Source organism: Rhodoferax lithotrophicus (genome assembly GCF_019973615.1).
Lineage (GTDB): Bacteria > Pseudomonadota > Gammaproteobacteria > Burkholderiales > Burkholderiaceae_C > Rhodoferax > Rhodoferax lithotrophicus.
Window position 1 is genome coordinate 152,869 of the sequence record NZ_AP024238.1, and the last position, 18,686, is coordinate 171,554.

Below are 18,686 nucleotides of genomic sequence, written 5' to 3' on the forward strand. Positions count from 1 at the left end.
AACGCCGATTTCCTGAAGCACAATCATGAACCATGACAAGTTACTCCATCCTCTTTGTGTGTACTGACAACCTGAGCCGCAGCCCCACCGCCGAAGAGGTGTTGCGTCAGAAAGCCATCCAGCATGGCCTGGCCCGCCGCGTGACGGTGGCCTCGGCCGCCACACATGACCTGAACGCTGGTGAGCCCATTGACTACCACGCTCAGAAACATGCCTTGCGGCGTGGCTATGACCTGTCAGCCCTGCGTGTCCGGCTGATGCGCCCCGAAGACTTTGAGCGTTTTGATTTGATTCTGGCCATGCAGCAGAGCAACCTGCAGACCTTGCGCACCCGGTGCCCGCCACAGTACCAGGGCAAGTTGCAGGCCTTCACCGACTATTGCAGTGACCAGGCCAGTGCTGATGTGCCTGATCCGTTTTATGGCCAAGCCAATGACCTTGAGCAAGTGCTTGACATCATCGAAGACGGTTGTGATGGTGTCTTACTGGAGGTCATGGATCAACTCGGCAGTGCAGATGACAAGGTTTCCTGATCCTGTGGATTCGGTGAGCGTGAACAGGGTCTAAACCCTGTCACTGGCTGGCCCTGCGACCGGCAGCCAGACCTGAAAACAGCTGCCTTGCCCAGGTGTGCTGTTGACCTCAATGCGGCCACCGTGTTTTTTCACAATGTCAAACGACAGTGACAAACCCAGGCCGGTGCCTTTGCCAACTGGTTTGGTGGTGAAAAAAGGCTCAAAAATTCTGCTTTTAACCTCGGCGGTCATACCTATGCCGGTGTCTTGCAAACTGACCCACACCCAGCCACCTTCGATGCCGCTGCGCAAGATGATTTGGCCATGCCCCTTCATGGCTTGGGCGGCGTTGAGCAACATGTTCAGAAAAACCTGGTTGATTTGTGCCAAATGGCAACGTACCAGCGGCAAGGGTGTCAGGTCTTTCACGATGTCCACCGTGTATTTGAGTTCGTTGCGTGCCACGTTCAGGGTGCTTTCAAGGCCAGCCAGCAGATCGGATTCCACCCAGCCTTCATTGTCTACACGGGCGAAATCACGAAGATCAAGCACAATTTTCTTCACCCGCTCCAATCCATCGCTGGACTCACTCAGCAGGGACGGGACATCTTCTCGCAAAAAGTCCAGATCTGCCTGTATACGCGCCTGTTTCAGGATGACACCGTCCGTTGCTGAATTGGCGCTGGCACAGCGCTCATACACCCCAAGAAGGGTGAGCAGGCTTTGCATGTAAATTTTGAGCGTGCCCAGATTGGTGTTGACAAAGGCAATCGGATTGTTGATTTCATGGGCCACACCCGCCGCCAACTGCCCTACGGCAGCGAGTTTTTCAGATTGAACCAATTGCAGTTGGGAATTGAGTAATTGGCGATTGGTCGACTCCAGCTCGGTCACTTTCTCTTGCAAGGCCTTTTCGACCCGCGCTTTGCGTGTAATCCGCCACAAGTCATTGCCTATCAGCTGCACCCGTTCCACGTCAGCGGCTTCATAGGCCCCGGTTTTATTGCCAACACCCAGAATCAAACAGACGCGGCCTTGTTCAAACACCGGAACCGACAGCAAGCGCCGCAATTCGGCATGGCCCGGCGGCAAACCACGTTTGGCGGGGTAGTTGGTGTAGTCGTTGCACACAAAAGGCTGGCGGTCACGCAAGCAGTCCACCCAAATGCCGGCCTGACTGATCGGGTAATGGGTGTCGTGTGTGGCGCTGCAGCCTTGGAGTGCCCCACGTGTCCAGGCGACCAGTTCCAGGCTCTCCTGATCTTCATTGACAAAGTGCAGAAACCCAATTTGGCTGTGCGTCAGGGTCTCGGCCATTTCGAGCCCCATTGACAAAAATTCATGTTCTGACAGTTGGCCACTCACTTCATGTAATCGCAACATGGCACGGGTGGTTTCACTGGCTTGCTGGCGTGCCGTGACATCCATGCTGATGCCACCCAGACAGGGTTCACCTGCGGCATCGTTCACAACAAACAGACTGGTTTCGAAATGTTGTTCCCCCAAAACTTGTTCCATCGTTTGACTGCGGCCGCTTTGCAGCAACGCATGGTCGTGGATGGTCAGGGCATCTGCCAAATCGGGTGGAAAAATCTCATGCGCAGTTTTTCCGATCAGCGTTTGAGGGTCTACACCAAGTACCTGTCCCAAAAACTTGTTGGCCATCACCACCCGCAGTTGCTTGTCTTTCAGAAACACCGTGCCCGGAATCTGGTCGATGAAACTTTGGGTCAGCTGGTGTGCTGCCTGCAGGCTGACCTCAATACGGCAGCGTGCCGTGATGTCGTTGAAGGCCAGCAAGAAGTGCAGCTTGCCACCGATGCTGATAGGGCTGCAAAACACTTCCAGGTCCAATGTCTGCGTGTCAGACACCGGGTACTTGACCGTAAACTGGGCCGGTTGGTCTGCCTGGTTTTCCAGCCTGTCCAGCACGTCCACCAGCGCAGGGTTGGCCTGTAGACTGGCCCGATTCAAGCCACTGCCAGCGGTCAGGGGCACATGGTCAAGCTGGAAGAAATTCACCGCCTTGATGTTGGCATCCACCACCCGCATCGGATGTGGGTCGACCACCAGCATCGGCATGGAACTGCTGGCAAACAGGGCGTTGTAACGTACTTCACTTTCCTGCAAGGCAAATTCAATTTGCTGATGCCGGGAGACGTGTGCAAAGGCCTCCATGGTGCGGCTGATGTTGTCCGCCAGTTGTGTCAACAGCCGTCGGGCGGTTTTGTCAAAGGTCTGACCTGTTTTGGCGAACAGGAACATGGCAGCCACCGGTCCGTGGCTGGTGGTCAGGGGAATCACCGCTGCCGATTTCCAGTTGTACTGGCGGGCCAAACTGGTCAACGAGGTTGCGGCTGCGTCGTTCAAAAGGTCGTTGCACCACAAGGGGCGGTTTTCCGACACGCTGCGAAACACCTGATCCATAGGCGCATGCACTACATCTTCCATCGGCTGCCCGGCATGTGCTTGTAACTTGAAACCACGGGTGGAGGTATCCATCAGGCTGATCCACAGGGTGTCGAACACGCCTGACTGAATGCCAAATTGGCAAACCGATTCAAACAAGGATGTTTGCCCGGTGCTGTGAATGATGGCACTGTGACATTCCAGGGCCATGGCATACAGCCTGACCATGCGTTGGGGGAAGTCTTCCGGCGTGGAGGGGCGGTTCATGAAGTCCCGGGCACATGTGCCCGTCCTGCGGTGGTGCTGTCTGGGGTAAATCGTACGGAAAAACGGGCCCCCGTCGTGCCTTCAGCGCCTGGGTGAATGTCCAGCACGCTGCCTAACTGGCGTGACAGATCGGTTGCCAACTGCAAGCCGAGGGATTGATCACGCAGTTGCTCAAAATTCACAGGCAAACCCACACCGTTGTCACTGACGCACAGACACCAGGTTGGGCCACCTGCTTGAGGCGCGTCTACCGGCTGCAGTCTGACAGACACTTCGCCCTGGCGCCCATCGGGGAAGGCGTGTTTCAGACTGTTGGAAATCAGTTCATTCACCAACAAGCCACAGGGGGTTGCCATGTCCATGCTGACGTGTACCGCATTCAACATCAACTGCAATTGCACGGTGCCATGGGATTGCGCCCGGAACGCCTGTGTCGCGAGCTGTTTGAGGTAGTCGGCCAAATTCACCGAGGCAAAGATGCCACTGCGGTACAGCGTTTCGTGCAGCAACGCCATGGAGCGAATCCGCCCCTGCATTTCACCCAGCACCGCCTGGGTGTCCGGCTGGCTGCTGCGTCCGGCCTCCAGGCGCAGCAGGCTGGTGATGACTTGCAGGTTGTTTTTGACGCGGTGGTGAACCTCGTTGAGCAAGGCCACTTTGTCGCGCAGGCTGGACTGGAGCGCGTTATCGGCTTGTTTGCGCTCGGTGATGTCCAAAAATATCCATAAGGTGTCCTCGGATGTGCTTTGAAGCAAGGCCCCGCTCAGGTCGGCCCAATACGGGCTGCCATCCTTGCGCTTGAGCTCTGTCTGGGTGTGGAAAACCTTGCCCGCCCGCATGGGGTAGGCGGCTTGAGCCAGGGCTTGGTAGGCCTCGTCGCTGGGGTAGTGCATCCGGGTGGATTGACCCACCAGCTCATCCAGCGGGTAGCCTGTCATGTGGACAAACGCCGGGTTGGCCCATTGCACGACACGTTGGGTCACCCTCACAATGCCGATCATGTTGTTGCTGAGCATGGCATTTTGTTCACTCACCAACTGGTCGAGCTGCGCTTGCTTGTTGCGCAAAACGACATCACGCTTGCCCAAGGTTTTCAGCAGCTGATTGAAGCCAGCAATCAGCTGGCCAATTTCGTCGTTCATGGTAATCGGCAGCTCAGCCGGGAACTGCGAATTTTCAGGCAATGCTGCCAGGGCGGCGGCGGTGTTGACCAAGGGAGCGAGCTGGCGCCGCAGTACCCACCAGGTGAGTGAGGCGGTGAATAAGGTCATGAATCCAATCGCCAACCACATGCGCTGTTGCAGCGCCTTGATAGGGGCAAAGGCCTCTACGGTTGGTATGTGTGCGGCCGCATACCAGTTGGCCACCGGAATACTCATGGCTGCCACCAGTACCTCTTCGCCAGCGGGTGTGGTGCCGATACCGGCACCTTCAAAGCCGGCGACAAACCGATCCTCCATGGTGTTGACACCGGGTGGCGGCAGCGTCTGCATCGCGCTGCGCTTGTGGGTACCGGTCACGATCATGCGCTGTTCCCGGCTGACCAACACATAGTTGCCGGTATGGCCCTGGTGGCCGCCGATGATTTTGTCGAAAAAATTGAAATCGACCAGGTTGATAACGCCGGCCAGTGTGCCAATAACCTTGCCCTTGGGGTCAAAAATGGGGGCCATGATGGCGATCATCGGGGTCTGCCGTTGCTTGTCCAGGGTGACTGGACTGATGCCTGATTTACCTTGTGCCATCACCAGTGCCATGGGGTGACGGTCCATGAAATGCACACCTGTGTGCTGCATGAACGCAGGCACCGATGCCACCGCCGTGCCATCGCCCCGAGTGACCAATGTGCCGGCATTAAACATGCCCTGTAGCACGCGATGATCTGCCAAATGCTGTTGCAATGCGGATGTATTGGCCAGCAATGCAGGGCTGATACCTGCTGCCGCCAGCTCGACGTTGTGCAGGCGGTCAGACAACTCCTGGTTCACCTCGGCGGCGACAATGGTGGCAATTGAGAATTGCTGCTGTTCCAGCATGGTGAGCATGTCTTCGCGCAGCATGTGGGCTGTCCACACCGTGACGATGGTCATGCCCATCACAAAAATACCGAGGGTAAGCAGGGTAACCTTGGTTTTGAGAGATCCCCATTGGAACGTGGGCAGCTTCATGGGATGTTCAAGGAATCAATTAGCTATAAAAATAAGAGTTACCTGCGCAGTATTTACGGGCGCTATAGCATGATTTTCTCCACACCTTCGGTCATCACCCTGATTAGCTGCTGACCAAGCCTACACGCATGGCGTAACGCACCAGGCCAGCGACTTCATGAATGTCGAGCTGTTTCATCAGTTGACTGCGGTGGGTATCCACGGTTTTCACCGACAGATCCAGACGGCGTGCAATTTCCTTGGTGCTGAGCCCTTCGGCAATGAGCTTGAGCACTTCGCTTTGGCGTGCCGTCAAAGCGGCTTGCTCCGGTTCGTCGCGGCGCAGGCGCTTGACATAGTCATTCACCACACCACCAGAAACGGCGGGGCTGAGGTAGGTTTCACCACGCAGAACGGCTTGGATGGCCAGCTCAAGCTCCATCAGGGCCGCATCTTTCAGGAGATAAGCCACCGCGCCATGGCACAGTGCCTTGCGTACATATTCTTCGTTTTGATGCATGGACAGAATCAGCACACGAATGTCCGGCATGGTGCGCATCAATCGTTCGGTGGCTTCAAGGCCATTGAGGCCTGGCATGGCAATGTCCATCAACACCAGATCAGGCTTGTGCTGAGCGGCCAGATCAAGCAGCTCCAGACCGCTCCCGGCTTCTCCCACAACGGTTATGTCGGGCATGGATTCGAGTATTTTTTTAAGACCCGCCCGCACCAAGGTATGGTCGTCAGCCAGCAGCACACGCACGGTGGTCATGGACGCTCCTCCAGATTGCGCCAGGGCGCGCGCAGTTGAACGGTACAGCCTTGGCCAAGGGCCGACACCACGCTGAGCTGCCCACCCAGCAAGGTGGCGCGCTCCTGCATACCCAACACGCCCAAACTGCCACCTGCCGTGGCACGTTCTTGCATGGCGGCAAGATCAAAGCCAAGGCCGTCGTCCTGGACACACAGCAACAAATCAGTGCCGTCGCGGCGCAGGCTGATCGCCACACGCTTGGCCTGGGCGTGGCGGCTGATATTGGTCAACGCTTCCTGAACGATGCGAAAACAAGCGGTTTCAATCTCTGGAGCCAGTCGCACCTGTGTGCGCTCGTGGTGAAAAGATACCTCCAGTCCGCTACGGCTGGCGCTTTGTTCGGCCATCCATTTCAACGCCGGGGCCAGCCCCAGATCGTCAAGCATCGAGGGGCGCAAGCCGGTGGCCAGGTGGCGCACCTGCTTCAGGGCCTCTTCGACAATGCGCAGGTTTTCGGCATAGAGTTCAGGTGGAGCGCGGTCTTTGAAACGCTCACCCAATTGCAAATTGATTTTGATAGCGGTGAGTGATTGGCCTAACTCGTCATGTAATTCAATGGCCACACGGCGGCGCTCTTGTTCCTGAACTTCGAGCACACGCTGGGACAAGGCTTTGAGCTGTCGGGTACTGGTTCGCAAACGGGCTTCAGCCTGGTGTTTGTATAACGCCATAGCCAGCACGGTGCCGAGTTCACGCTCAGAAAAGGGCTTCAGGATGTAACCAAAAGGCTCGGTGAGTTTGGCCCGCGCCAATATATCGTCCGCAGAAAAGGCAGTTAAAAACACCACAGGCAAGCCGAGCTGGGTGCGAATGGCTTTTGCCGCTTCAATGCCGTCCATCGTGCCTGCGAGCTGGATGTCCATCAGCACAAGATCGGGCTTTAATTCGGTGGCCTGTGTGATGGCCTCTTCACCCATGGAGGCCCCACCCACCGGTAGATAGCCCAAGGTGACTAACTGCTGCTCAATATCTCGGGCAACAATCAGTTCGTCTTCAACAACAAGAACACGAGGGCATGGTGTCGGCATGGCAATGGATGTCCTCAGTGGAGACTTTCGGCGTGGGTGGGAAAGTGTAGCGGGACTGATTTTGCCTGTGGCCTAAGTTTTGTGTGCGGTTGATCTGGCTTCTTGCGGAGTTTCATAAATGTGAGCAGCCAAGCCTCTCTGTTCAAGCGCTTCACCCAGTTTTAATCGCATAAAAGCACTGGTGGTATAGCGTGATACATCGGTGTAATAGGCATCGCTGAGCACTTTGACCATGGCGGCGTAGTCGTCCACCACCGCCTCATCAATCTGGAAGTTGTCGTAATTGACCACCACGGCAATTTTTTTGCCCAGCGGTTCACACAAATCGCGCGCGGCCTGGGCAATGTCTTGCACATCCTTGAGGCTATGGACTTTCAAGCCCTGGAAGTTGTAATAGGCAATGCCTTGTTTGGTATCAAACTGCATGCGATCCACCAGGCTGATGGACAGCAGGGTGTCGTTCAGGCGCATGACCTCGGGGGCAAAAATCCGCGCATCCATGGCTTGCGGGTGGTTGATGATGGGTTTGAAATCCATGTGCGCCAGGATGTCGCGTTCAATGTCAATGCCCGGGGCCACCTCGATCAGCTCCAGCCCCTGTGCCGTCAGCTTGAAGACACAACGCTCCGTGACATACAGCACGGTTTTGCCCGCTTTGGCCGCATAGGGGCCGCTGAAGGTCACTTGCTCAATGTGCTGGACAAACTTGTGTGCCCGCCCTTCCTGCAAGATGCGCACTTGTCCGTCTTGCAGTGCAACTTTCAAGCCTCCGGCCGTGAAGGTACCAACAAACACCACTGTGCGGCTGTTTTGCGTGATGTTGATAAAACCGCCTGCCCCCGCCAGTTTGGGGCCGAAGCGGCTGACGTTGATGCTGCCAGAGGGGTCGCACTCGGCCAGTCCGAGGCAGGCCAGATCGAGCCCGCCACCATCGTAAAAGTCGAACTGTTGGTTCATGTCAATCACCGCATCCGGGTTGGTCGCCGCACCAAAGTAGAGGCCGGAAGCCGGCATGCCGCCAATCACACCAGGCTCGGCGGTGAGCGTCATGAATTTCAGGATTTTTTCTTCATTGGCCACGGCGGCCACACCCTCGGGCATACCAATGCCCAGGTTGACCACCGCATTTGGTTTGAGCTCAAACGCGGCACGGCGGGCAATCACTTTGCGTTCATCCAGCGGCATGGGCTCCAGCGCGTCCAGCGGTACCCGTACTTCAGCAGAAAAAGCCGGGTTGTAACCACCGCCCAGGTTTTGCAGATGGTTTTCAGGCTGGGCCAGCACCACACAATCCACCAGAATGCCGGGCACTTTGACGTGGCGCGGGTTCAGCGAACCACGTTCCACAATGCGTTCGACCTGGGCAATCACCAGGCCGCCGCTGTTTTTGGTGGCGGTGGCAATCGCCAGCACGTCTTGTGTCAAGACTTCTCGCTCCAGCGTCAGATTGCCCTCGGCATCGGCGCTGGTGGCCCGGATGAAGGCCACGGAGATCGGTATGGCTTTGTAAAACAAAAGCTCTTCCCCGCCCAGGCTGACCACACTGACCAGGTCTTCGGTCGTTTTGCTGCCAATCTTGCCGCCTTCCAGTCGGGGATCCACAAAAGTGCCCAAACCCACTTTGGATACCGTGCCGGGCAGGCCACATGCGATGTCGCGGTACATGTGCGAGATCACGCCCAGCGGCAGGTTGTAGGCCTCAATCTGGTTACTCAGAGCCAATTTGCCCAACTGGGGCAGCATGCCGTAGTGGCCACCCACGGCGCGTTTGATCAAACCGGTGTGTGCCAGCCGGTTGGCTCCGCCCTGTGCCGAATCCCCTGGCCCACCGCCAAACAGCAGGGTCAGGTCACGTGGGGCTGCGGTGTCAAGAAAGCGTTTTTCCAGCGCCAGAATAAGTTCAACGGGCACCCCATTGGCACCAAACCCCGAGCAACACAAGGTGTCACCATCACGCAAGAGAGCAATGGCCTGGGCTGCAGAAACTACTTTTTTACGCATCATTCACTCCGTGGGGTTTTTAAGCATTTGACTTTAGCACCGCAGTAAGGATCAGTGATGTGGCATTTCCTTGATCTGCGACAAGTATTTGCTGTTTTTTTGGGGCCTGTAAACCACACCTGTTTGTGACAAACCCCAGGTCATTTGGAAGCATTTGTAACGGATGTCGCGTGAAGAGCCCAGGCGTTACGTTTGCCGCAAAACCGTCAAAACCTTCAGATATGGTGATGCCACATCGATGTCTGAGGGGCGTTTGCCATCCCTTGATCCCTTGGCTTTGGGTTTTATTTTTGGAGTTTTCCCATGAACAAATTTTTCTCTCCCTGGCTGCTTGCCCTGGTTGGTGTTGCTGCTACGCAAAGCAGCCTGGCACAAAGTGATCCATCCGCGCCTGTGAGTACCGTGCCTGTGATTCAGGCTGCGGCAACGCATCCGGTGACCCCCGTGATGACGCATGATGTGGCAACCATGATCAAGCTCAGTCACCAAGCCCAGGCTCAATACCGACGAACCGGAAGTTCGCAAGATCTGGCTCGTGTGAACGCCATGCGCCATGAGCTGGCCAGCCTTGGTTTTGGGCGTGCCACCCAGCCAGCACCCGCCGTGATGACAGATACACCATAGGTCGGTACGGTCCAGCAAGTTCACGCATGTCCCTGATTGGTCAACCCGGCTGGGACATTGTTTGTGGCCAGCGCTTGGCGGGCTTAAACTGGCTGCACCTTCACTCCTGCATCCAGGCCCTATGCCCACGTCCGTCCATACTCCAGCGACAAGTGCTGAAGATTTCTCATCCTCCGCCACCAGCAGCGTCCCCAAGCGGTTAAACGCCTGGTTTGCCCAGCATGGGCTGCGTGATGTCGAGTGCATTTTTCCTGACATTTCAGGTTACCCACGTGGCAAGTTGATGCCTGCGGCGAGTTTCTTGGCGGGTGGCGAGTTGCGCATTTGCCAGGCCATTCCGATGCAGGCGGTCACGGGTGAATACTCCTACAACCCGGTGTTCCCGGACTCTGACCCCGACGTGCGCCTGATACCGGAGTACGCGACCGTCGCACTGGCACCCTGGGCCAGTGTGCCGCGGGCGGTGGCGGTACATGATTGCCTGGAGCTCGATGGTCAGCTGTGTTCCTTTGCCCCGCGCAGCATCCTGAAGAAGGTGCTGGCCAGCTATGCCGCCTTGGGTTTGACCCCCGTGGTGGCCCCAGAGATTGAGTTTTACCTGACAACGGCCAACACGGACCCCTGTCAGGCACTGCAGGCACCCATCGTGCGTGGTGGGCGTGCTGAAGTAGGCCAAAGCGCGTTCAGCCTGAACATGCTCAACGAACTGGCTCCTTTCTGGAACGAGTTTCGTGAGGCTTGTCAGACTTTGGGTATCCGCACCGATACCTGGATTCATGAAGTCGGCGCAACGCAATATGAAATCAATCTGCTGCACGGTGATGCCGTGGCGGTGGCTGATCAGGCCTTCTTGTTCAAATATGCGGCGCGTGAAATAGCCCTCAAACACGGTCTGAATGCCGTATTCCTGGCCAAACCCATTGCAGGCAGTTCGGGGAGCTCCATGCACCTGCACATCAGCGTGGTGGATGCGCAGGGGCAGAACATTTTCAGCCAGCCAGATGGCGGCGAAAGCCCCCGGTTCAGGCAGTTTATTGCCGGGCTGCAAGCCTTGGGCCCCGAGCTGATGTTGCTGTTTGCTCCCAATGTCAATTCGTACCGGCGTTATGTGGTGGGTAGCCAAGCTCCGACCAATTTGCAGTGGGGCTATGACAACCGGACCACCGGTCTGCGTATTCCGGCCAGCAGCCCGGCTGCGCGGCGGGTGGAAAACCGGGTGGCCGGGGCGGATGCCAATCCTTATCTGGCACTGGCCGCCTCATTGGCGGGCGGCCTCTACGGCTTGCAAGAGCAGCTCACCCCATCCGAACCAGTCACAGGCAATGGCTACAACCATGCGCACACCTTGCCGCGCAGCATGGAGGCCGCACTGCTTGCCCTGCAGGGTAGCCGCCAGGCACAGGCGATTCTGGGTGCCGATTTTGTGACCGGCTACTGCGCCGTCAAAGAGCTGGAATACCAGAGTTTTCTGGCGGAAATCAGCCCTTGGGAGCGGCGTTTCTTGCTGCCTCAGGTCTGAGTTTCACCGGTCTGTGCAAAGGGCAACCGCGTTGGTGCGTGTTACTTTTGCTTACCGTGAGCGGTGGGGTGCCTGCCTAAAATGGGTGCATGCAAAAAACAACCTTTTCCCTGATGCTTGGCAGTCTTTGGGTTGCCACCAACCTGCTGACTGCCGCCCACGCTGCCGATGTTGGCATCTCCGTGAACGTATCCCAACCCGGGTTTTACGGACGTATTGATGTGGGTCGTGTGCCCTCGCCCGTGGTGATTTACCCGCAACCGGTGATCATTCAGCAACAGCCGACCGCCATCGTCCGTCAACCCATTTACCTGCGCGTACCGTCTGGCCATGAAAAACACTGGGACAAGCATTGCGCCCGCTACAACGCGTGTGGCCAACCCGTCTATTTTGTGCAAGACAACTGGTACCGGGAAGTTTATGTACCCCAGTACCGCGGCGAGTCCGAGCGTCGTGACCATCCAAAGCACAAAAAAGGGCACGGCCACGACTGATTTCTGCCACCCGTGCTTTTGAATTTCTCCCTGGCCATCACCAGGGTTTGACCAACGCCCTGACACAAGGGCTGCTTGGCCCACCTCATTCCTTGCTGAAAAGGGGTTCCGGTGTCCTTCTGGGGGCGGTGCCCAAGCTGGTTTTGACACGTGTTGTTGAATAGCTTCTATCAATTAATTAGTCAAATTCAATTGGCTTAGTTAATTGAATGAGCCTAACATTCGTCCTGTGCTGATCGAATACGTCTATCGGCAAACGGTTCAACCCACAGGAGTTCATGATGACCACACGCCCCGAAATCAAGACCATGGCCAATCTGGAAGCCGCGTTTGCCGGCGAATCCATGGCACACATCAAATACCGCTACTTCGCCAAACTGGCCCGCGAGATGGGGGATGAAGCGACCGCTCGCACCTTTGAAGAGACGGCTGACCAGGAGGTGATGCACGCCTTCGGTCATCTGGATCTGCTCTACCCCAAGGCCAGCATGACACCGGCGAAAGCCTTGCAAATCGCCATTGACGGCGAAACTTACGAGTACACCGAGATGTACCCCGGTTTTCGTGCCACCGCCGAGGCTGAAGGCCACGCTGCCGCGGTGGCTGAAATGGATGAGCAAATCGAAGAAAGCAAGGTGCACGCCGCCCAGTTCAAAGCCACGCTGGAGAAAGCCCAGAAACGTTTTGCCGCCCTGGCCCGCGTGGAAGAGCGTCACGCCAACCACTACAAAGCCCAATTGGCCAAAGTAGCGGTCTGACATGGTTTTTGATTGCTATCTATTCAATAGCTCTTTGCGCTTGATAAGCAAGGGCTAGAGCCTAATTTCTTATATAAACTGGAGTATTTATGAAAACCTACATGTGTATTGTTTGCGGCTTTGTGTACGACGAGACTGCTGGCCGTCCCGAAGACGGCATTGCCCCCGGCACCCGCTGGGCAGATGTCCCCGAAACCTGGTCCTGCCCGGACTGCGGTGTCGCCAAGGCCGACTTTGAGGCGGTCGAGATTTAAGACCTGGCGGGACAGCTCTGTAGCGCTGTCCCTCATCGAACATGACACCTCCTCTTCTCATCATCGGAGCCGGTCTGGCTGGTTGGACCACGGCACGCGAGTTTCGCAAGCTGGATGCCACCACGCCGTTGGTGTTGATCACCGCAGACAGCGGTGATTTTTATGCCAAACCGTCACTCTCCAATGCCTTTGCCCAGCAGCGCACCCCGGCGCAACTGGTGACCACACCAGCCACCCAGATGGCGCAGACGCTTCAAGTCACGCTGATGGCCCATACCCAGGTCACGGGCATCGACCCGGTGCAGCGCCTGGTACACACCCGTCAGGGCGATCTGGGCTACCGTGACCTGGTGCTGGCGACGGGCGCTCAGGCGATTCGCCTGCCACTGGCTGGTAATGCGGTTGAGCGTGTCTTGTCGGTCAATTCTTTACAAGACTTTTCGGTCTTTCATGCTTATCTGACAAGCGCTAGTAGCTCTTATTTGAATAGCAAAAAACATGCTGTCATCATGGGTGCCGGATTGATCGGCTGCGAGTTTGCCAACGATCTGGCCAGCGCGGGTTTTGCGGTCACCGTGGTGGATCCATCGGCCAGTCCAATAGCCGCCTTGCTGCCTCTGGATGCCGGGGCGCAACTGCAAAGCGCGCTGTACAAGAAGGGGGTGGACTGGCGCTTGGGTACCACGGTGCAGAGTGTCAGCCATCACTCCACAACCGATCCGTTGGACGTGATGTTGGCCAACGGCGAGCATCTGCACGCCGATGTGGTGCTCAGCGCCATTGGTCTGCGTGCTGACCTGTCGCTGGCTCAGGCCGCCGGGCTGGCGTGTGACCGTGGCATCCGGGTGAACGCTCAATTGCAAACCAGCGCCGAGCATGTTTACGCCTTGGGTGATGCCGCACAGTACACCCTGGGGCGCACCCTGCCTTATGTGATGCCGATCATGCATGCCGCCAAGGCATTGGCGGCCACGCTGAACGGGCAGGCCACGCCGGTGCAATTTCCGTTGATGCCGGTGGCCATCAAGACACCCGCACTACCTTGGACGGTGGCCGCGCCCGCGCCAGGGACGGCGGGCCAATGGCATCTACAGGAACCGGGCATCTGGCAGTTTGTGGATGCCATGCAAGTGGTTCGCGGCTTTGCACTGGCGGGTCAACAGACCAGCCGCCGTGCCGAATGGGCCCGGCAAGTTGTTCCGTCAGCTGGCTGACACGGGTGTCCGGGTGTGGCGGTGATGGACCTGCACCCCTGCCCCCCCGCATGCGGCAGCGCTGGTGGAGTCTGTTTAAGTGCGGATTTTCTGGTGGTGATTCACCTCCTCCACCGCGGGGTACGGCGCTTTGTTTCTCCGTGTGGCGCGGTGGCCCGGCAGCTGATTCATGCGCCGCTATCCCAAGGTCTACAATTTCTGTTTGAATTTCTCACAAAGCTGGTCGCTTGGCCAGCATCTCACCTGCAGGAGACCTCATGACTCAAGCCGCCCCGGCCACCCCCGAAGACAAACGTGCCGAATTACGCCGCGCTGCCCTTGAATACCACCAGTTTCCGACTCCCGGCAAGATTTCCATTGCGGCGACCAAACAGTTGGTCAATCAGCACGATCTGGCGCTGGCTTACTCTCCGGGCGTAGCCATTCCGTGCGAAGAAATCGTCAAAGATCCCAACAATGCCTACAAGTACACCAGCCGGGGCAATCTGGTGGGGGTGGTGACCAATGGCACCGCTGTGCTGGGTTTGGGTGACATTGGCCCGCTGGCGGGCAAGCCGGTGATGGAAGGCAAGGGCGTTCTGTTCAAAAAATTCGCAGGCATTGATGTGTTTGACATCGAGATTGACGAGAAACAGGATCTCGACAAACTGGTTGACATCATTGCCTCGCTGGAGCCGACCTTTGGCGGCATCAACCTGGAAGACATCAAAGCCCCTGACTGCTTCTATGTCGAACGCAAGCTGCGCGAACGCATGAAAATCCCGGTGTTTCATGATGACCAGCACGGTACGGCCATCACCGTGGGCGCGGCGATCATGAATGGCTTGAAAGTGGCGGGCAAAGACATCAGCCAGGTGAAACTGGTGACTTCCGGCGCGGGTGCTGCAGCGCTGGCTTGTGTTGGCTTGCTGGTCAAACTGGGCGTGCGTCGTGAAAACGTCTGGGTCACCGACCTGGCCGGTGTGGTCTATGAAGGTCGTCTGGAGTTGATGGATCCCGACAAAGCCATTTATGCCCAAAAAACCGATGCCCGCAAGCTGGGTGAAGTGATTGACAACGCCGATGTGTTTCTCGGCTTGTCCGCTGGGGGCGTTCTCAAGGCCGACATGGTCAAGCGCATGGCGGGAAATCCGATCATTTTTGCACTGGCCAACCCCACGCCGGAAATCACCCCGGAAGAAGTCAAGGCCGTGCGCGACGATGCCATCATTGGCACGGGCCGCTCGGATTACCCGAACCAGATCAACAACATCCTGTGCTTCCCGTATATTTTTCGCGGTGCGCTGGATGCGGGTGCCACCACCATCACGGTCGAGATGGAAATGGCCGCTGTGCATGCCATTGCCGAATTGGCACAGGCCGAGCAAAGTGAAGTGGTGGCCGCTGCCTATGCAGGGGAGCCGCTGGCATTTGGACGTGAATACCTGATTCCCAAGCCGTTTGACCCGCGCCTGATGATGAAGGTGGCTCCAGCGGTGGCGCAAGCTGCTGCAGACAGTGGTGTGGCGCAGCGCCCTATTGCTGACATGGATGCCTATCGCGAGAAGCTGCAAAGTTTTGTCTACGCGTCGGGCACGGTGATGAAGCCGATCTTTACCGCCGCCAAAAAAGCCCTCAAAAAACGCGTGGCGTTCTCCGAAGGTGAGGACGAGCGTGTCTTGCGTGCGGCACAAATTGTGGTGGACGAGAGTTTGGCCATGCCTACCTTGATTGGTCGCCCGGCGGTGATTGCCGAGCGTATTGAAAAATTTGGCCTGCGCTTGAAGGAAGGTGTGGATTACGAGGTGGTGAATGTGGAGCGCGATGATCGCTACCGCGATTTCTGGCAAACCTACCACCGCATGACCGAGCGCAAAGGTGTGACCGTGCCGGTGGCCAAGATCGAAATGCGCCGTCGCCTGTCACTGATTGGGGCCATGATGCTGCACAAGGGCTACGTGGACGGTTTGATCTGCGGAACCTGGGGAACCACATCGCTGCATCTGCAATACATTGATTCTGTGATTGGTAAGCGTGAAGGAGTCAAAACCTATGCGGCCATGAATGGTCTGATGTTGCCTGGCCGTCAGGTCTTTTTGGTGGATACACACATCAATTACGATCCCAATGCCGAGCAATTGGCTGAAATCACGGTCATGGCGGCCGAAGAAATGTTGCGCTTTGGTATCCCTCCCAAAGTGGCGTTGCTGAGCCATTCCAACTTTGGCAGCAGCACCCAACCCAGTGCAGTGAAGATGCGCGAAACCTTGGCCCTGTTGCGCGAGCGCGCACCCTGGCTGGAGGCTGATGGCGAGATGCACGGCGATGTGGCGCTGGACAGCGCAGCAAGGCGCGCCATCATGCCGCACAGTACCTTGCAAAGTGATGCCAACCTGCTGGTGTTGCCCAACATTGATGCTGCCAATATTGCTTACAACCTGCTCAAGACAGCGGCAGGTGGCAACATTGCCGTGGGACCGGTACTTTTGGGTGCCGCCAAACCGGTTCATATCTTGACGGCCAGCACCACGGTGCGCCGGATTGTGAATATGACCGCCCTCACCGTAGCGGATGCCAACGCGGTTCGCTAAGGGAAATTAGCTAAGTTAGCACTGACTTAGCTCCTATTTCCCCTTACTGCCATTGCCTATTTATTGGGCAATGGCTTGCTTTTTTCTTTCATATCATCGACACTAGCGCCCTTGAGTGTTCGGGTTAACCCGTGGTTTTACAGGGAACAGTGTTGATGTTGCGATTCACAAACCTTAAGTTGGTGTTGGCTGGCTTGGGCGTTGCTGCAGTGGTGATGTCTGGCCCCTTGTTTGCCAGAACCCCTGTGACGGTTGAATTGCCAAGTACTGTCCGGCTGAGCGAATTGCCCAAGCAAGGTGCCCAAACTTACACACTGATTCATCAAGGAGGCCCGTTTGCCTCTGAGAAGGATGGTGTGGTTTTTGGAAACCGGGAGCGCTTGTTGCCTTTGAATAAACGTGGTTATTACCTTGAATACACGGTGCCAACACCGGGTTTGAAACATCGTGGCGTTAAGCGGATTGTGTGTGGCGGTCGTCCCATCACCCCCGATGCCTGTTATTACACCGCCGATCACTATGCGAGCTTTCGCAAGATCGTGCCCTGATGCCAGTTATTTGAATTAAGTCATAAAGAAAGAAAACCATGTCTCTTGCTCTACCCTCTCTGGCGACCCCTGTAAGTGCTGCTGAACAGTCTTTGCGTGGCATTCGCACTAATATCGTGCAATCCATCCGCGCTTTTCGTGTGCCGGATTTACAAGAAGCTGCCAAGGCTCTGGGACATCACTTTTTGTACGCCAATCTGGCGACAGCCCAAAGCAAACAAGACGTGCTTGACTTGATCGGCAAACAGTTCATGCTGAATGTGACAATTGGCAAAAATTTTGATTCACTCTACGATAGTCTGACGGACCCGGTGCATAAATCTGGTCCGCAACAAGGTTTTATTGTGGTGCTGGAGCACATTCCTGCCAATGCAAAATTTGACAAGGAAGCGCGCGAGCAGTTGCTCGATATCTTCCGTGACACTGTGGACTACTGGGGTGACCGCAAGGTGCCTTTCCGTTGTTTTTATTCTTTCTCGGTGGCCCGTGCGGCGCATGCTGATTCCGTGCACAGCACTGCAACGACGAACATGGGTGCCATTGAAGTCTTGACCGAAAACGGAGAAAAAATGCCTACCGACAAGTTGCTGGATATTTCTCCGCAGGCGTTACGCATGAGCAGCCCCTTTAACGCAGGTTACTGGACAACTAATTAAAAAGCGTTTTGATGCCGAACCCCCAAGGTTGGTTTGTCCAAGCTTGGGGGTTTTGTTTTTTCAGAATCCAAACCGGCCTGTCATGACATGGATGGCACTGACAACGCCAGCGCCAGATATTCATCGACGGGTACTTCCTCAGCGCGGCGCTGTACATCAAAGTCACCGTTGAAGTTTTTGGCCTGAAGCCATGAGCCCAAGGTATGACGCAAGATTTTCCGGCGTTGGCTGAAAGCTACTTGAACCAACTCACTAAGCACATTCACGTCCAGCGGGGCTGCGTCGGATCGTGGCACCATCCGCACCACCGCGCTATCCACGCGCGGGGGCGGGGTGAAGCTTTCAGGGGGTACAAACAGTACATTTTCCATGGCATAGCGCCATTGCAACATGACGCTTAATCGCCCGTAGGCTGCAGTACAAGGCCGCGCCACCATGCGGTCAATCACTTCTTTTTGCAACATGAAGTGCTGGTCTTCGACCACCTCCACTTGATCCAGCAAATGAAACAGGATGGGTGTGGAAATGTTGTAGGGCAGGTTGCCAACCACTCTTAATTTTGTAGCGCCTTGCGCTTGCGCTATCTGCCTGAAGTCTACTTTGAGTACATCAGACTCTATGACTTTGAGTTGCCCGTGACTGCGCAGGCGTTGTGCCAGGTCGCGATCCAGCTCAATCACCGTCAAGGCACCCAATCGCTCTACCAAGGGTTGAGTTAATGCCGCCAAACCGGGGCCAATTTCGACCATGGCATCCCCCGCTTTGGGGGAGATCGCCTGCACAATGGCTTCAATAACGAAGGTGTCGGTCAAAAAATGCTGACCAAAACGTTTGCGCGGAATATGCGTACCGTGTTTCAACTCAAGGC

Annotated in this window: 15 protein-coding genes and 1 pseudogene; 10 read left to right on the top strand and 6 right to left on the bottom strand. The window is 56.4% G+C overall.

Features of this window, described 5'->3' with window-relative positions:
- Positions 1–32: 32 nt before the first annotated feature.
- Entirely contained in the window at positions 33–533 is a 501-nt protein-coding gene (locus tag LDN84_RS00695; protein WP_223906678.1) for a low molecular weight protein-tyrosine-phosphatase, read from the top strand.
- 30 nt (positions 534–563) lie between these two features.
- Here the strand turns inward: LDN84_RS00695 and LDN84_RS00700 are convergent, their stop codons facing one another.
- The 5 genes from LDN84_RS00700 to LDN84_RS00720 form a co-directional block, all read right to left on the bottom strand.
- Positions 564–3,191, bottom strand: coding sequence for a GAF domain-containing protein (locus LDN84_RS00700; protein ID WP_223906681.1), 2,628 nt, complete (start codon positions 3,189–3,191; stop codon positions 564–566).
- Positions 3,188–5,359 carry a histidine kinase dimerization/phosphoacceptor domain -containing protein gene (locus tag LDN84_RS00705; protein WP_223906684.1) on the bottom strand — a complete coding sequence of 724 codons (2,172 nt, stop codon included), beginning with the start codon at positions 5,357–5,359 and terminating at the stop codon, positions 3,188–3,190. The genes LDN84_RS00700 and LDN84_RS00705 overlap by 4 nt, the downstream gene beginning before the upstream one ends.
- A 103-nt stretch (positions 5,360–5,462) precedes the next feature.
- The gene (locus tag LDN84_RS00710) at positions 5,463–6,110 is read right to left on the bottom strand and encodes a response regulator (RefSeq protein WP_223906687.1); all 648 of its coding nucleotides are present in this window, start codon (positions 6,108–6,110) and stop codon (positions 5,463–5,465) included.
- Positions 6,107–7,180, bottom strand: coding sequence for a response regulator (locus LDN84_RS00715; RefSeq protein ID WP_223906690.1), 1,074 nt, complete (start codon positions 7,178–7,180; stop codon positions 6,107–6,109). Before LDN84_RS00715 ends, LDN84_RS00710 begins: the two co-directional genes overlap by 4 nt.
- Before the next feature lie 72 nt (positions 7,181–7,252).
- A complete protein-coding gene (locus tag LDN84_RS00720) occupies positions 7,253–9,181 on the bottom strand; it encodes an acyl CoA:acetate/3-ketoacid CoA transferase (protein ID WP_276572410.1) in 1,929 nt (642 codons plus the stop codon).
- Positions 9,182–9,484: 303 nt separating this feature from the next.
- Between LDN84_RS00720 and LDN84_RS00725 the strand changes: the two genes are divergently transcribed.
- The 9 genes and pseudogenes from LDN84_RS00725 to LDN84_RS00765 all read left to right on the top strand — a co-directional run.
- Positions 9,485–9,805: a hypothetical protein gene (locus LDN84_RS00725; RefSeq protein WP_223906700.1), complete on the top strand. Its 321-nt coding sequence runs from the start codon at positions 9,485–9,487 to the stop codon at positions 9,803–9,805.
- A gap of 121 nt (positions 9,806–9,926) precedes the next feature.
- Positions 9,927–11,324 carry a glutamine synthetase family protein gene (locus LDN84_RS00730; RefSeq protein WP_223906704.1) on the top strand — a complete coding sequence of 466 codons (1,398 nt, stop codon included), beginning with the start codon at positions 9,927–9,929 and terminating at the stop codon, positions 11,322–11,324.
- An 89-nt stretch (positions 11,325–11,413) separates the two neighbouring features.
- Positions 11,414–11,818, top strand: a complete 405-nt coding sequence (locus LDN84_RS00735; RefSeq protein WP_223906707.1) for a hypothetical protein — start codon at positions 11,414–11,416, stop codon at positions 11,816–11,818.
- Between the two features lie 281 nt (positions 11,819–12,099).
- Entirely contained in the window at positions 12,100–12,576 is a 477-nt protein-coding gene (locus LDN84_RS00740; protein WP_223906710.1) for a rubrerythrin family protein, read from the top strand.
- An 89-nt stretch (positions 12,577–12,665) separates the two neighbouring features.
- Positions 12,666–12,830 carry a rubredoxin gene (locus LDN84_RS00745; RefSeq protein WP_223906716.1) on the top strand — a complete coding sequence of 55 codons (165 nt, stop codon included), beginning with the start codon at positions 12,666–12,668 and terminating at the stop codon, positions 12,828–12,830.
- A gap of 41 nt (positions 12,831–12,871) precedes the next feature.
- Positions 12,872–14,044: an FAD-dependent oxidoreductase gene (locus tag LDN84_RS00750; RefSeq protein ID WP_223906719.1), complete on the top strand. Its 1,173-nt coding sequence runs from the start codon at positions 12,872–12,874 to the stop codon at positions 14,042–14,044.
- Between the two features lie 257 nt (positions 14,045–14,301).
- Positions 14,302–16,614 carry an NADP-dependent malic enzyme gene (locus LDN84_RS00755; RefSeq protein WP_223906722.1) on the top strand — a complete coding sequence of 771 codons (2,313 nt, stop codon included), beginning with the start codon at positions 14,302–14,304 and terminating at the stop codon, positions 16,612–16,614.
- A gap of 215 nt (positions 16,615–16,829) precedes the next feature.
- On the top strand, positions 16,830–17,162 hold the full coding sequence (locus tag LDN84_RS00760) for a guanyl-specific ribonuclease (RefSeq protein WP_223913274.1): 333 nt from the start codon (positions 16,830–16,832) through the stop codon (positions 17,160–17,162).
- A gap of 38 nt (positions 17,163–17,200) precedes the next feature.
- Positions 17,201–17,638, top strand: a pseudogene (locus LDN84_RS00765) (barstar family protein); the annotation flags it as partial.
- A 260-nt stretch (positions 17,639–17,898) separates the two neighbouring features.
- On the opposite strand, the gene rsmA reads toward LDN84_RS00765, so the two are convergent.
- A complete protein-coding gene (rsmA, locus tag LDN84_RS00770) occupies positions 17,899–18,678 on the bottom strand; it encodes a 16S rRNA (adenine(1518)-N(6)/adenine(1519)-N(6))-dimethyltransferase RsmA (RefSeq protein ID WP_223906728.1) in 780 nt (259 codons plus the stop codon).
- Between the last annotated feature and the right edge of the window lie 8 nt (positions 18,679–18,686).